13 protein-coding genes and 1 other annotated feature are annotated in these 15,034 nt (G+C 28.7%); all 13 genes read left to right on the top strand.

Going from position 1 to position 15,034, the window contains the following annotated elements:
• Positions 1 to 133: 133 nt before the first annotated feature.
• Positions 134 to 1,612: an alanine/glycine:cation symporter family protein gene (locus tag CHF27_RS01585; RefSeq protein ID WP_095404723.1), complete on the top strand. Its 1,479-nt coding sequence runs from the start codon at positions 134 to 136 to the stop codon at positions 1,610 to 1,612.
• Between the two features lie 198 nt (positions 1,613 to 1,810).
• Positions 1,811 to 3,040, top strand: a complete 1,230-nt coding sequence (locus tag CHF27_RS01580; RefSeq protein WP_158534713.1) for an HlyD family efflux transporter periplasmic adaptor subunit — start codon at positions 1,811 to 1,813, stop codon at positions 3,038 to 3,040.
• An 8-nt stretch (positions 3,041 to 3,048) separates the two neighbouring features.
• Positions 3,049 to 3,753 carry a YggS family pyridoxal phosphate-dependent enzyme gene (locus CHF27_RS01575; RefSeq protein WP_095404725.1) on the top strand — a complete coding sequence of 235 codons (705 nt, stop codon included), beginning with the start codon at positions 3,049 to 3,051 and terminating at the stop codon, positions 3,751 to 3,753.
• Positions 3,754 to 3,787: 34 nt separating this feature from the next.
• Entirely contained in the window at positions 3,788 to 4,252 is a 465-nt protein-coding gene (locus tag CHF27_RS01570; protein WP_095404726.1) for a cell division protein SepF, read from the top strand.
• A 15-nt stretch (positions 4,253 to 4,267) separates the two neighbouring features.
• Positions 4,268 to 4,528, top strand: coding sequence for a YggT family protein (locus CHF27_RS01565; RefSeq protein WP_095404727.1), 261 nt, complete (start codon positions 4,268 to 4,270; stop codon positions 4,526 to 4,528).
• Positions 4,529 to 4,546: 18 nt separating this feature from the next.
• Positions 4,547 to 5,332, top strand: a complete 786-nt coding sequence (locus tag CHF27_RS01560) for a YlmH family RNA-binding protein (protein ID WP_095404728.1) — start codon at positions 4,547 to 4,549, stop codon at positions 5,330 to 5,332.
• Positions 5,333 to 5,344: 12 nt separating this feature from the next.
• Positions 5,345 to 5,881 (top strand): DivIVA domain-containing protein, encoded by a 537-nt coding sequence (locus CHF27_RS01555; RefSeq protein ID WP_095404729.1) that lies wholly within the window; start codon positions 5,345 to 5,347, stop codon positions 5,879 to 5,881.
• Positions 5,882 to 5,965: 84 nt separating this feature from the next.
• Positions 5,966 to 6,200 (top strand) — a binding site (T-box leader).
• An 89-nt stretch (positions 6,201 to 6,289) separates the two neighbouring features.
• Entirely contained in the window at positions 6,290 to 9,400 is a 3,111-nt protein-coding gene (ileS, locus tag CHF27_RS01550; protein ID WP_095404730.1) for an isoleucine--tRNA ligase, read from the top strand.
• Positions 9,401 to 9,676: 276 nt separating this feature from the next.
• Complete coding sequence (locus tag CHF27_RS01545) at positions 9,677 to 11,371, top strand: AbgT family transporter (RefSeq protein ID WP_095404731.1); 1,695 nt, start codon at positions 9,677 to 9,679, stop codon at positions 11,369 to 11,371.
• Positions 11,372 to 11,620: 249 nt separating this feature from the next.
• Positions 11,621 to 11,893: a hypothetical protein gene (locus CHF27_RS01540; protein ID WP_095404732.1), complete on the top strand. Its 273-nt coding sequence runs from the start codon at positions 11,621 to 11,623 to the stop codon at positions 11,891 to 11,893.
• 150 nt (positions 11,894 to 12,043) lie between these two features.
• Entirely contained in the window at positions 12,044 to 13,072 is a 1,029-nt protein-coding gene (locus tag CHF27_RS01535; RefSeq protein ID WP_095404733.1) for an ABC transporter substrate-binding protein, read from the top strand.
• Positions 13,072 to 14,154 carry a FecCD family ABC transporter permease gene (locus CHF27_RS01530; protein WP_095404734.1) on the top strand — a complete coding sequence of 361 codons (1,083 nt, stop codon included), beginning with the start codon at positions 13,072 to 13,074 and terminating at the stop codon, positions 14,152 to 14,154. The genes CHF27_RS01535 and CHF27_RS01530 overlap by 1 nt, the downstream gene beginning before the upstream one ends.
• Positions 14,154 to 15,020, top strand: a complete 867-nt coding sequence (locus CHF27_RS01525; protein WP_095404735.1) for an ABC transporter ATP-binding protein — start codon at positions 14,154 to 14,156, stop codon at positions 15,018 to 15,020. Before CHF27_RS01530 ends, CHF27_RS01525 begins: the two co-directional genes overlap by 1 nt.
• The last annotated feature ends 14 nt before the right edge of the window (positions 15,021 to 15,034 follow it).

The raw sequence follows: 15,034 nt of genomic DNA, 5'->3' as shown, positions 1-15,034 counted from the left end.
TATAAGGTTAAAGCCATTAAAGAATAAGAATATATTAATTTGCAATAATAAAAGTAACAATGGCTTAAGTTTGTAATATTTTATAAAAATAAAAATAAAAATAGAAGAATATGAAAATTAAGGGAGGTATATTATGGAAGGTATTATTAACTCGATTTATAATATAATTTGGAGTAATTTTTTAATATATTTTTGTTTAGGTGCTGGAATTTATTTTTCTTTTAGAACTCGTTTTTCTCAATTAAGAAATATTAAAGAAATGGTAACATTACTTTTTAAAGGAGAAAAATCAGAACAAGGTATTTCTTCTTTCCAAGCGTTATGTACAGCATTAGCTGGGCGTATAGGAACAGGTAATATTGCTGGGGTTGCAACTGCAATAGCTATGGGTGGACCAGGAGCATTATTTTGGATGTGGACTATAGCGTTTTTAGGAGCAGGTTCAGCATTTGCAGAATCAGCATTAGGTCAAATTTACAAAGAAGAACATGAAGGTCAATACCGTGGAGGTCCTGCATATTATATTGAAAAAGGTTTAGGAAATACGACTTTTTCTAAATGGTATGGAATAGTATTTGCAATAGTTACAGTATTTGCAACAGGATTATTTTTGCCAGGGGTTCAATCAAATTCAATTGCAGTAGCGATGAAGAATTCATTTGGAATTAACTCATGGATAATAGCAGGTATATTAGTTGCTTTATTAGGTCTTATTATATTTGGTGGAATAAAAAGAATAGGTTCAGCAGCAGAATTAATAGTTCCACTTATGGGTGGTTTATACATTCTTATGGCTTTAGCTATAATTATAGTTAATATAGAAAAATTACCAGCAGTTATAGCATTAATATTTAAATCCGCATTTGGTGCAGAGCAAGCTTTTGGAGGTATTATAGGTTCTACAATAGCTTGGGGAGTAAAACGTGGAGTTTACTCAAATGAAGCTGGTCAAGGTACAGGTCCACAAGCAGCTTCAGCAGCAGAAGTATCTCATCCAGCAAAACAAGGTTTTGTTCAAGCATTTTCAGTATATGTTGATACATTATTTGTATGTTCAGCAACTGGATTTATGATATTAATGACAGGTAGCTATAATGTATTAGATGGGTCAGGAGCTATGATAGTTGAAAATTTACCAGGAGTAGAATTTGGTCCAGCATTTACACAAACAGCAGTAAATACCTTGATTCCTGGATTTGGAGGAGCGTTCGTGTCAATTGCATTATTCTTATTTGCATTTACAACATTAATGGCTTACTATTATATAGCTGAAGTTAACTTAACTTATATAGCTAAGAAAATAACTGGAGGAAGTAGTAGTAAAATATTAATAAATTTATTAAGAGTATTATTATTAGGTGCTACAGTATTTGGTTGTGTTAAAACTGCTAATCTTGCATGGCAAATGGGTGATATTGGAGTAGGTAGTATGGCATGGCTTAACTTAATAGCTATAATTGCTTTATCAAATGTAGTTATTAAGTGCTTTAATGACTATGAAAGTCAATTAAAGTCCGGAGTACCAAGGGAACAAATTTCATTTGATCCTATTAAGTTAGGTATAAAAAATGCTGATTTCTGGGTAGAAAAAAATAAACAAAACTTAAAATAGATAATTTAAAATGACTCTTGAGATTTCAAGAGTCATTTTAAATTAACCTCAATATAATATATATGAAAAGAAAATGAAATATGTTACCTTTTATGAAAAAATATTTATAAAAATAAAAAATATTTACCTCTATTCTTATATAAACAAGGAGATAGGTTATTAAACGAAGAAATTATATTAAGAGTAGGAGGTGAAATGTTGAGAAAATTAAAATATTCTAAAATTCTTATTTTAGGAGTTTTTATTTATTTAATGTTTCAAATAGGAATGGAGTTTATAAGTAAGAATGTAGATACTTTAGTATTACAAAGTGAAAATTTAGAAGCTAAGATTACAAAAAAAGGACTTATTATAAGAGATGAATATATAGTTAAATCTGACATAGATGGAAGTGTAAATTTGTTAGTTAAAGAAGGAGAAAAGGTTAAAAAGTCTCAAGAAGTAGCCCAAATAAGTTCTGAAAACACAGATAAAGATATTAATAAAAAAATAGATAAATTAGATAAAGAAATTGATAAATTAAAAACGGGTGAAAGTAATATATCTAGTAAGGATATAGAAGTTTTAAATAAAAATATTAATTCAAGTAGTGATAAAATTCAAACTAATTTATTAAATAATGACTATGATGGAATAAATGAAGATATAAAAAAAGCAAATAAAGATATAAAAGAAAGAAATGATTTACTTAATAATGATATTGATTCAATAAAATTAAAAACAAAAGAAGAACAAATAAAAATGCTGATTTTACAGAAAGAAAAAGGAATTTTAAAATTGAGTTCAAGTATATCAGGAATAATATCATACAAATTCGATGGAAAGGAAGATAAATTTACATACGATAAAATTAATGAAATAACTAAAAAGGATATACAAAATACCGATAATCAATATGAAGAAGTAAAGAAAGATGGAGAAGATGTAAATCAGAGTGAAACTATTTTAAGAGTAGTTGACAATTATAATTACTATGTGGCAATATGTGTTGATAAGGATGAAGTAAAAAATTTTAAGCTAAATCAAAATATAAAATTAAGGAATGATAAACAAGAAATTGATTCGAAAGTAGAGAAAATATATGATGATAAAGAAAATTTTATAATCATATTGAAAATAAGTAATCAAAATGTTGGAATTTACGATACAAGAGTTAAAGAATTTGATATAATATATAGGCAAATGGAAGGTTTAAAAGTACCTAAAACTTCTGTGGAAAAAATAGGAACTAAGCGAGGTGTATACGTTATAGATGAAGAGTCTAAAACTGTAAACTTTGTTGAGTTATATAAAATTGCATATGAAGATGATAATTTTATATTCATAGATTGTTATAATGATGACAGTAAGGATAGTAAAAGTATAAACATATATGATAAAATTATTTTAAAACCTAATATTATAAGTAAAAATATGAGAATAAAGTAGGTGAAAAAATGGAATCTATTAAAGAAAATTTAGATAATGTAAGAAAGAATATAGAAAAAGCATCTGAAAAAGTTAATAGATTAAGTAAAGATGTAACTTTACTGGCGGTTACTAAAACAGTAGATGTAGATGCAATTAATGAGGCAATTGAAAATGGTGTAACAGATGTAGGTGAAAATAAACCTCAAGAATTAGATAGAAAGTATAAAATTATAGGTGATAAAGTTAATTGGCACTTAATAGGAACATTACAAACTAACAAAGTAAAATATATAATCGACAAAGTGCATATGATACATTCTTTAGATAGACAAGCTTTATGTGAAGAAATTCAAAAAAGAGCTGAAAAAATAGAAAGAACTATAAACTGTTTAATTCAGGTTAATATATCTAAAGAAGAAACTAAACATGGAATTGATGAAAAAGATTCTATTGAGTTTATAAAAAATATTTCGTCTAATTATAAAAATATAAAAATTAAAGGTCTTATGACTATGGCACCTTTTACAGAAGATGAAGAAGAAGTAAGAAGTGTATTTAGAAGACTTAAAGAGTTATCTTTAGAAATAGATAAGTTGCAAATAGACAATGTTGATATGGATGTTTTATCTATGGGCATGAGCAACGACTATGAAATCGCTATAGAAGAAGGTTCAAGTATGGTAAGAGTAGGAACATCTATATTTGGAGCAAGAAACTACGATAAAAAATAAGTATAAATAATAAATACGAAGGAGGCTATTAGTAATGGGAGATGGATTAATATCTAAATTTAAAAATTGGATGGTTGACGATGAGGAAGATTATGATGACATAGAAGATGTTGTTGAAGAGTTAGAACAAGAAGAAGATATAAATAGTGAGTTTAATTCTATAAATCATTCTAAAGGAAGTAAAATTGTAAATTTACACACAACTAGTCAAATGAAAGTTGTAATAGTAGAGCCAAAAAAATACGAAGAAGTTACAGTTATAGCAGACCATCTTAAACAAAGAAGAGCAGTTATAGTTAATTTAGAAGGCTTATTAGATGATGTTGAAACACGTAAATCTATATTTAACTTTATGAATGGTGCAGTTTATGTACTAGATGGAAGTATGCAAAAAGTATCTAGAGCAATATTTATATTAGCACCAAACAATGTTGATATAGATGCAAATATGAAAAAAGAATTAGAAAGTAAGGCATTTTTCCCTTGGCAAAATAAATAGTAAAGGGGTTTTAATATGAGTATATTAGCAATAGCAGTAGTGAAGCTTTTTAAACTAATAACATTTTTAATAATTATAAGATGTCTTCTAACATGGTTTCCTGGAGGAACTGATAATAAAATATATGATATATTAACGACTTTAACTTATCCTATAGAAGAACCAGTAAGGTCTGTATTATATAAATATATGAACGGACCAATAGATATCTCACCTTTAGTTACAGTTTTTTTATTACAAATAATAGAAAGAATTCTACTAAAGATTTTAATGTAGAGAATTAATTGATATAAAATGGACAAATCAAGACTTACGAATCATTTAAAAGACATAGATTTAAAAAATAAAATGTTCAAAGTTATAGATAAAGCTAATGCTGCATTGAAAAATTATGATGTTAGAAATACAGATTTTCTAAATCCGTATGAAATAAAAAATGCAATAGATATTTTAAATTCTAATAGTGATATAAAATATACTGTTGATGGCGGATATGTTAATTGTGAAAGAAGTACTGTGTTTATATATCCGTATTATATGGAATATGAAGATGTACAAAATAAACTTAGATTTTTACAAATAGAAGGTAATTTTAAATTTAGTGATATTTCTCATAAAGATTATCTAGGTGCTCTTATGAACCTGGGTATAAAAAGAGAAAAAGTTGGAGATATAATTATACATGATAGCTTTTGTCAAGTAATAGTTAGTGATGATATTTGTGACTTCATAATTATGAATTTAGAAAAAGTGTCAAGAAATAATGTGAAAATAAAAGAAATAACAAGAGAACAGATCATATATAATTCTCCTAATTATAAAGACATATCCTTTACAGTATCTTCAGATAGAATTGATTGTATTATAAGTGGATTATATAATATATCTAGACAAGATAGTTTAAAGTTTATTAATGGGGAAAAGGTTAATGTAAATTATGAAAAAATAACTTCTCCATCAAAAGAAATTAAAGAAGGATCTTTGATATCTGTAAGGGGAAAAGGAAGAGCTAAGGTTACTAAGATAGGGGACCTTACTAAAAAGGGCAAAATAAAAGTTCAGGCTAAGATAATTATATAAGGAGGGGAATAAATGTTAACTCCAATCGAAATAGAAAATAAGGAATTTAAAAAATCTTTAAGAGGTTATAAAGAAGAAGAAGTAGATGAATTTTTAGATATAGTAAAAGAAGATTTTGAAACTTTATACAGAGAAAACCTAGATCTTAAAGAAAAATTAAGATTATATCAAGACCAAGTTAGCAAGTATGAGAATATAGAAGAAACATTAAAAGCAACATTAATAACAGCTCAAAGTGCAGCAGAAGATACTTGTATAGCTGCAAATAAAAAAGCTAAAATAATAGTTGAAGAAGCAGACTTAAAAGCTAGACAAATTATAGAACAAGGAAATAATCGTGTTATAGAAATAAGAAAAGAATATGATTCTTTAGTTAAGGAATTTAAAGTGTTTAGAAACAAATTCAAATCATTAATCGAAGATGAAATGAGAAGTATAGATGAAATATTCTATGATGTAGATGAGAAATGCTTAAATGCATTTGAAGGAACAACAATCTATAATTTAGATAAAGCTGAATCGGAAGAAATAGCAAGTACATTAGAATAATTAATATTAATTATATGATAAAAAAATATTGACTATTATAATAACTTGGTATAAAATCTCATAGTATAAAACAAAATATATTATATAAAAGCGATGATGGAGACAGTATGCTTTAAAAAGATTTTACAGAGAATTGGATAAGCTGAGAACCAATAAATTTATTAAAGTTGAAAATCACTCCTAAGCTGTAGGCTGAACGAATATAATCAATTAAGCTGTGCCGGTTAGTGCCGTTATACTATAGAGTGTTACATATAAGTATGTATTCGTATTTGTATGTGGAATTAGGGTGGTAACGCGATCAATACTCGTCCCTTTTATTAGGGGACGAGTTTTTTTATTGTTATAAACAAAGTTAATTTAGATAACAATCATAGTAATATTATAATCAGTAGAAAGGGTGATATTATGGCAAAATTTGAGTCATTAGTAGACAGTTCTGTAAAACAAGCAGAGGCAGAAGTTTCTGAGTATTGGAAAGATATAGACATATTAGAAAAAACTTTAGAAAAGGGTAAAAATGATCCTAGCTTTGTATTCTATGAGGGACCTCCAACAGCTAATGGAAATCCAGGAATACATCACGTTGTAGCTAGAACATTAAAAGACTGGGTATGTAGATACAAGTCAATGAGTGGATACCAAGTTAAAAGAAAAGCAGGATGGGATACTCATGGATTACCAGTTGAAATTCAGGTAGAAAAAGAATTAGGACTTTCTGATAAACAACAAATAGAAGAATATGGAATAGATAAATTTAATAAAAAATGTAGAGAATCTGTTTTCACTTTTGAAAAACAATGGAGAGCTATGACTGAAAGAATGGCTTATGAAACAGATTTAGATAATCCATACATAACTCTAGATAATAATTATATAGAAACTGTATGGTGGATACTAAATAAATTTAACAAAGAAGGATATGTGTACGAAGGTCATAAGATACTTCCTTATTGCCCAAGATGTGGGACAGGTCTTGCTTCACATGAGGTTGCACAAGGATATAAAGAAATAAAAACTAATACAGTAATAGCTAAGTTTAAAAGAAAAGGTACTGAAAATGAATATTTCTTAGCATGGACAACTACTCCTTGGACATTACCTTCAAACGTTGCATTAACTATAAATGGAGAAGTAGATTATTTAAAAGTTAAACAAGGTGAAGAAATTTATTATGTATCTAAACCTTTAGCTAATAAAGTGCTAGGTGAAGATTACGAAGTAATAGAAGAAATGAAAGGTGCTACATTAGAAGGAATAGAATATGAGCAATTAATGCCATTCGTTGAAACAGATAAGAAAGCATTCTTCATAACTTTAGGAGATTATGTAACAACTGAAGATGGTACAGGTATAGTTCATACTGCACCAGCATTTGGGGAAGATGATTACAATTTAGGAAGAAAATATGATTTACCAGTTTTACAACCAGTAGATGAAACAGGTAAATTTACAACTACTCCATGGGAAGGTAAATTTGTTATGGAAGATGGTTTAGATGTTGAGATAATCAAGTGGTTAGCTCATGAAAATAAACTGTTCTCTAAAGAAAAAGTAGCACATAACTATCCTCACTGTTGGAGATGTCAAACTCCACTTTTATATTATGCTAAACCAAGCTGGTATATAGAAATGACAAAATTAAAAGATCAATTAATAGCTAATAATAAAACTGTTGATTGGTATCCAAAATTCGTAGGAGAAGGAAGATTTGGAAACTGGTTAGAAAATTTAAATGACTGGGCTGTATCAAGAAGTAGATATTGGGGAACTCCTCTTAATATCTGGAGATGTGAATGTGGTCATAAGGATTCAGTAGGTTCAAGGGAAGAACTTGCGAAAAAGGCGATAGAAGATGTAAACCCAGAAACTGTAGAGCTTCATAGACCTTATGTTGATGATATACATTTAAAATGTGAATGTTGTGGTAAGCCAATGACAAGAGTAACTGATGTTATAGACTGTTGGTTTGATAGTGGTTCAATGCCATTTGCACAACATCATTACCCATTTGAAAATAAAGAAAACTTTGAAGAATTATTCCCAGCAGATTATATCTGTGAAGGTATAGACCAAACTAGAGGATGGTTCTATTCATTACTTGCAATATCTACATTTGTTATGGGTAAAGCACCTTACAAAAAAGTTTTAGTTAATGACCTTGTATTAGATAAAGATGGTAAGAAAATGAGTAAATCAAGAGGAAACACAGTAAATCCATTTGAATTATTCGATAAATATGGAGCAGATGCTTTAAGATGGTACTTATTATATGTATCTCCACCATGGACACCAATCAGATTTGATGAAGAAGGATTAAAAGAAGTTCAAAGTAAATTCTTAGGAACAATGAAAAATGTTTATAACTTCTTCACATTATATGCTAATACAGATAACATAAATCCGAATGACTTCTTTGTAGAGTACAAAGATAGACCAGAACTTGATAGATGGATATTATCTAAGTTTAACAATTTAAAGAAAGAAGTAGAAGAAAACTTAGAAATATTTGAAGTAAATAAAACAATAAGAAGAATACAAGCATTTATAAATGATGATTTATCTAACTGGTATATAAGACGTTCAAGAAGAAGATTCTGGGCTACTGAATTAACAGAAGATAAAAAAGCAGTTTACAATACAACTTATGAAATATTAAAAGAACTTTGTGAATTAATAGCACCATTTGCTCCATACATGTCAGAAGAAATGTATAGAAAATTAACTAATGAAGTATCTGTTCATTTAGCTAGTTATCCAAGAGCTAATGAAAGTTTAATAGATGCTAAGTTAGAAGAAAAAATGGACTTAGCTAAAAACTTAGTTACATTAGGTAGAGCATCAAGAGAAACTAGTAGAATAAAAGTACGTCAACCAGTACAAGAAGTATTTGTAGATGGAAAATATGAACCTATTATAAGTGATATAGTAGATTTAATAAAAGAAGAACTTAATGTTAAAGAAGTTGTGTTTGCTAAAGATTTAAGTGAGTATATGAACTACAGCTTAAAACCAAACTTTAAAGTATTAGGACCAATCTTAGGATCTAAGATGAAATTCTTTGCTGGAGCATTAAATAAATTAAATCCAAGTGAAGTTGTTCCTAAATTAGAAAATGGTGAAAGTTTAATAGTTGAAGTTGATGGTGAAAATTTTGAATTTAATAAAGAGCATGTATTAATTAATATATCAGCTAAAGAAGGATTTAATGTAACTATGGAAAATAACTTATTCGTTATATTAGATACTACATTAAATGAAGAATTAATAGCTGAAGGATATGCAAGAGAATTTATATCAAAAGTACAACAAATAAGAAAATCTAGTAACTTTGATGTATTAGATAACATAGTTATAGATTATTGTTCAGATGGTGAAATCTCATCAGCTGTAAATAAATTTGAAGATTATATAAAGACAGAAACTTTAGCTTTAGAAATAAATAGAGTTGAAGATGAAACATTAGAAAAACATAACTTAAATGACCATATGACAGGTATAAAAGTTATAAGAAAATAGTAAAAATGAATAAAAGATAAAAAAATGAATAAATCCTTGCACCTAAGATTTGAAAAATCTTTAGGCGTAAGGATTTTTTTTTATGAATAAAAAAAAGAAAATAAAAAAAACACTTTATAAAATTAGGTAGAAATCTAAAAGTACGATATTTAACTAAAAAAATAAGAAGAATTTTGATGGAAAATAAGGAAAATAGTCAAAAGACTGAAAATAATGTTAAAATATGTTAAAATTAATTAAGGACTTATAATAATAGATAAAATAGGAGGAAAATGAATGGAAGTCACGATAAAGGAACAAGAAAAAAAATCTAAAATTCAAAGGTTTATGGATAAAATAGAAAAATTAGGAAATAAATTGCCTCATCCAGTATTAATGTTTATTTACATATCAGTATTTACATTAGTTGCATCGGCAGTATTAGGAACACTAGGAGTAGTTGCAGATACTCCATTAGGGAAATTCCCAATAAATAATCTTTTAGGTCAAAAGCCAATAGAGGTTTTAAAAGTTGCTGCTACAGGAACTACGGTAGTAGAGAGATATTCAAATGGACTATCTTATGTAATAGGAACTGCTATAGCAAACTTTATGAATATGTATGCTATAGGAACAATACTTATAATAATGCTAGCGATAGGTCTTATGGAACAAAGTGGATATTTATCAATAGCAATGAAAAGTATAGTTAAAGCTACTCCAATGAAGCTTGTAACACCAGTTGTTATATTCTTAGGAGTTATGTCTAATATGGCATCAGATGCAGGATATGTTGTATTAATTCCTCTTGCAGCTTTAATGTATTATACTTTAGGAAGACATCCTCTTGCGGGTCTTGCAGCAGGTTTTGCTGGTGTATCAGGAGGATTTAGTGCTAACTTATTTGTAAGTTCAACTGATGCATTATTATTACCATTTACTCAAGCAGCAGCAGAAACAGGAGATGCATTAGCTAAAACTAATCTAGCATCTACAATGTCTGTTACAAGTAACTGGTTCTTTATGATGGGATCAACATTATTAATAATGATATTAGGTACTTTAGTTGTAGATAAATTTGTTGAACCAAGACTAGGAGATTATAATAAAAAAGAAGCTGATGTAGAGCCAGATCATGAAATAAGTGAGCAAGAAAAAGTTGCTTTTAAATTTACTAATAAAATTTTATTTGTAGTTATAGGACTTATAGTTTTGGCAGCTTTACCTTTTGATAAAAATAATATAATACCATTACTTGGAGATTTATCAACTACAGTTGGAATATGGGCAACTGATGCGAATGGAAATGCTGTATTACAATCAGCAGATAGTTTCTTAAAATCTATGTTCTTCCACGGTGATATGGTTATAATGTTAATGTTCGTTATATTTGCAGTAAGTGGTCTTGTATATGGATTTAAATCAGGTAAATTTAAGAAAAGTGAAGATATAGTACCAGCTATGTGTAAGGCTATGGCAGATATGGCTCCAATAATAGTTATAATGTTCTTTGTATCTCAATTTTTAAATTACTTTAATGATTCACATTTAGGAGTATTAGTAGCTTCTTTAGGAGCGGATTTAGTTCGTCAAATACCTACAGATAATATGATGTGGTCTATGGTACTTATGGTTGCATTTATATTCTTAACTGCATTTGTTAACTTATTTATGGGTGGTGCTTCAGCTAAGTGGGGATTACTTGCGCCAATATTTGTACCTATGTTAATGGTTGCAGGATTCACTCCAGCAGGGGTACAATTAATGTATCGTATAGGTGACTCATCTACAAATATAATATCTCCTTTAATGAGTTATTTAGGAGTTGTGGTAGTATTTGGTCAAAAATATAAAAAGGACTTTGGTGTTGGTAGTTTAATGTCTATGATGATGCCAGTTTCAATGGTGTTCTTAATAGGATGGACTTTACTAGCTATAATTTGGGCATTAACAGGATTTGCTATAGGACCAAACCAATTCTTCTTTATATAGAAAATACAATTTAAATTAAATTTCAGACTGGAAAATATATAATATATATTTTTCAGTTTTTTTAATCTCTAGTAAATAAAATTGTGGCTTAAAAAATAGTTATAAAATATTAAGAATTGACAGATTATAGCAAATTATTTTAATTTTACGAAAAAAACGATTTCCATTGTTTTTTTTATTTTTACCTTATATAATAAATAAGAAGACGGGATACTGAAGTATTTCCAAATATACTAGGGGGTATAAGTAATGACATTGAATAGATTTTTAATAAGATATCATCATAATCCACATCAAAATGGATGTTGTGGAAATGGGGGAGAAGATTGTTGCGGAGGTCATAATCATGATCATTCTCATACACATACTCATTCTCATGGACACGAACATGAGCATGTAGAAGGTGTTGGACATGATCACAATCATGACGATAAATTTACAGGGGTTCATACTCATGATCATAATCATAATCATGAACATGGACATGAACATACTAAAGATCATGAACATATTCATGCGTAAAAGTTAAGCATGAATAGATGTAAATTAAAATTAAAATAAAATTTTGAGATATAAACCATGAAGGTTTAATATAAAGATATTTTAAATATCTTATTTAAATCTTCATGGTTTTTTTGTAAATATATATATAAATTTAGGGGGAGAAATACAATGATAAAAAGCAGAAGTTTAAGAAGATTTCTAGTAGTCCTGACTATAGCGGGATTATCATTAAGCGTAGTAGGATGTTCAGGAAAAGCTAGTCAAGAAGGTTCAGAAAAACCTGCAGCAGCAGTTGAATCAACTAAATTTGAGCCAGTAAAATTTGTTTATTCAGATGGTGTTAAAGATTATGATGTTAAATTAGAAAAACCTGCTCAAAAAGCAGTTACATTATCACAGTTTATGACAGAGATGCTACTAGCATTAGACTTAGGAGATAAAATGGTAGGAACAGCTCTTTTAGATAATCCAATATTACCAGAATACGAAGAAGCATATAAGAAAATACCTGAAATAAAAATAGCAGAAGGACATTCTATTTCAAAAGAAGGATTCCTTGCTACAGGAGCTGATTTTGTAAGTGGATGGGATATGTCAGTAAGTAATGAAACAACAGGTGCTCCAGATGAACTTATATCAAAAGGAATAACTCCTTTTAAATGTAAATCATTAGCACCAAATGCTACGGTAGACACTGTTTATGAAGACTTTGATTTATTAGGAAAAATATTTGGAGTTCAAGATAAATCTAAAGTAGTTATAGATAAAATGAAAAGTGATATAAAAGCAGTTGAAGATAAAGTTGGAGATACTAAAAAAGAAGAAAAAGTTAAAATGATGGTTTATGATTCAGGAGACAATGATGCTATGGTTGTTGGGGCAGGACTTGCTAACAATTTAATAGAAATTGCAGGTGGAAATAATATATTCGGAACTCAAAAAGAAATATATCCTCATGTTTCTTGGGAAAGTATAGTATCTGAAAATCCTGAAGTAATATTAGTAACAGACTTTATGGCAGGAACTCCAGCACAACAAAAAATAGATTTCTTAAAGAAGAATCCAGCACTAAAAAATGTTAATGCTATTAAAAATAATAAGATATACGTTGTAGGACTAGCTGACTTGTCTCCAGGGGTAAGAAATGCCCACGTTATAGAAAAGATGTATGGATATTTCCATGGAGAAGATAAATAATGGAAATGAGTATACAAAAAACAAAGAGCCTTTCAAAAAATAAAGGCTTTTTGTTTTGGACAATTGGTTTAAGTATAGTTTTAGTTCTTACAATGATAATAGCAATAGCTATAGGTAGTACATATATAGACCCAGACATAGTTTATAAAGTATTTGTAAATAAAGTAACAAATTCAACAATGTTTGATCCAACGTGGAATGATATGTTTGAAAATATAATATGGGAGATAAGATTACCAAGGGTGATTTTAGGTGCTCTTTGTGGAGCAGGGCTTGCTCTTTGTGGTGTTTTAATGCAATGTGTAACTAAAAACCCTATAGCAGAACCATATATATTAGGTATATCTTCAGGAGCATCATGCGGTGCAGTAGCTGTAATAGTTATGGGGGGAATATCTTTTTTAGGAATAAATAGTATAACAGCTGGAGCATTTTTTGGTTCTATGATATCTGGAATATTAGTATTTTCAATAGGTACTTGTATGGGGAAAAGTACGTCTACAACAAGATTAGTACTTTCAGGTATGGCAATATCAACAATATTTTCAGCATTAACAAACTTATTAATATACTCAGCAGAAAACTCAAACCAAGCAAAATCTGCATTATTTTGGACTATAGGTAGTTTAGGAGGAGCTAAATGGGAAGTTCTATTAACACCTCTTATAGCACTAATACTAGTAGCAATAGTATCGTTTATAATGAGTAAAACTTTAGATATAATGTTACTTGGAGATGACAACGCAATAATACTTGGAATAAATATTAAGTTAGTAAAAACAGTTTTACTTATAATGTCAACCTTGCTTACATCTACATTAGTTGCAATAACAGGGGCTATAGGATTTATAGGTTTAGTAGTTCCTCATATATGTAGAACAATAGCAGGAAGTGATCATAAAAAGTTAATAGTATTATCTAGTTTAATTGGAGCAATATTCTTAATATGGTCAGATGTTGCAGCAAGAGGTATGTTCCCACCTACGGAAATACCTATAGGTATAATAACTTCTTTAGTTGGAGGACCATTCTTCTTATGGTTAATATCTAGAAAAAATTATTCCTTTGGGGGTAATAACTAATGGTTAAATTAAATGTAAAAAATCTTAAATTTAGTGTAGAAAGTAAAAATATATTAAAAGATATATCTTTTGATGTAAAAGAAGGTTCTTTTGTAGGTGTAATAGGACCAAATGGTTCGGGGAAATCTACATTACTTAAAAACATATATAGAATATATAAACCAGATAGTGGACAAATAAGTATTGATAATAGAGATTTGCTTCAAATGAAGGATAAAGATTGTGCTAAAGAAATTGCAGTACTTGCTCAAGAAAGTAATACTCAATTTGATTTTACTGTAGAACAGATAGTAAAAATGGGACGTTATCCATATAAGTCTGTATTTGAAGATTATTCAACAAAAGATTTAGACATGGTTAAAGAAATGCTAAATAGAGTAGGTCTTACAAATCATGCCGATAGAAGCTTTGCTAATTTATCAGGGGGAGAAAAGCAGAGAACTTTAATTGCACGTGCATTAGTTCAAAATACGGATTTTTTAATACTAGACGAACCTACTAATCACTTAGATATAGGTTACCAAATACAGCTTATGGATTTGGTGAAGAGTTTAAATATAACAACTTTATCAGCAATACATGATATGAATATAGCTTCTATGTATTGTGATTATTTAATAGTTATGAAAAACGGAGAAATAATAAACTGTGGGACAGTAGAAGAAGTTATAACATCAGAGATGCTAAAAGAAGTTTTTGGAGTAAATGCACATATAGGTGAAAATCCTGTAAATAAAAAACTTCAGGTATCATATATGCACCAACATGAACATATAAATGGAGTTGGTCATGATCATGTGCATGAAGATAGATTTACAGGCGTCCATGAACATGAACATTGCCATAAACAGGCAACAACTGTATAAATAAAAAAGGGATT

It is taken from the genome of Romboutsia maritimum (assembly GCF_002251085.2).
GTDB classification, from domain to species: domain Bacteria; phylum Bacillota; class Clostridia; order Peptostreptococcales; family Peptostreptococcaceae; genus Romboutsia_B; species Romboutsia_B maritimum.
The sequence above is the reverse complement of the archived record's forward strand: the minus strand, read 5'-3'. Positions and strand labels throughout refer to the sequence as shown.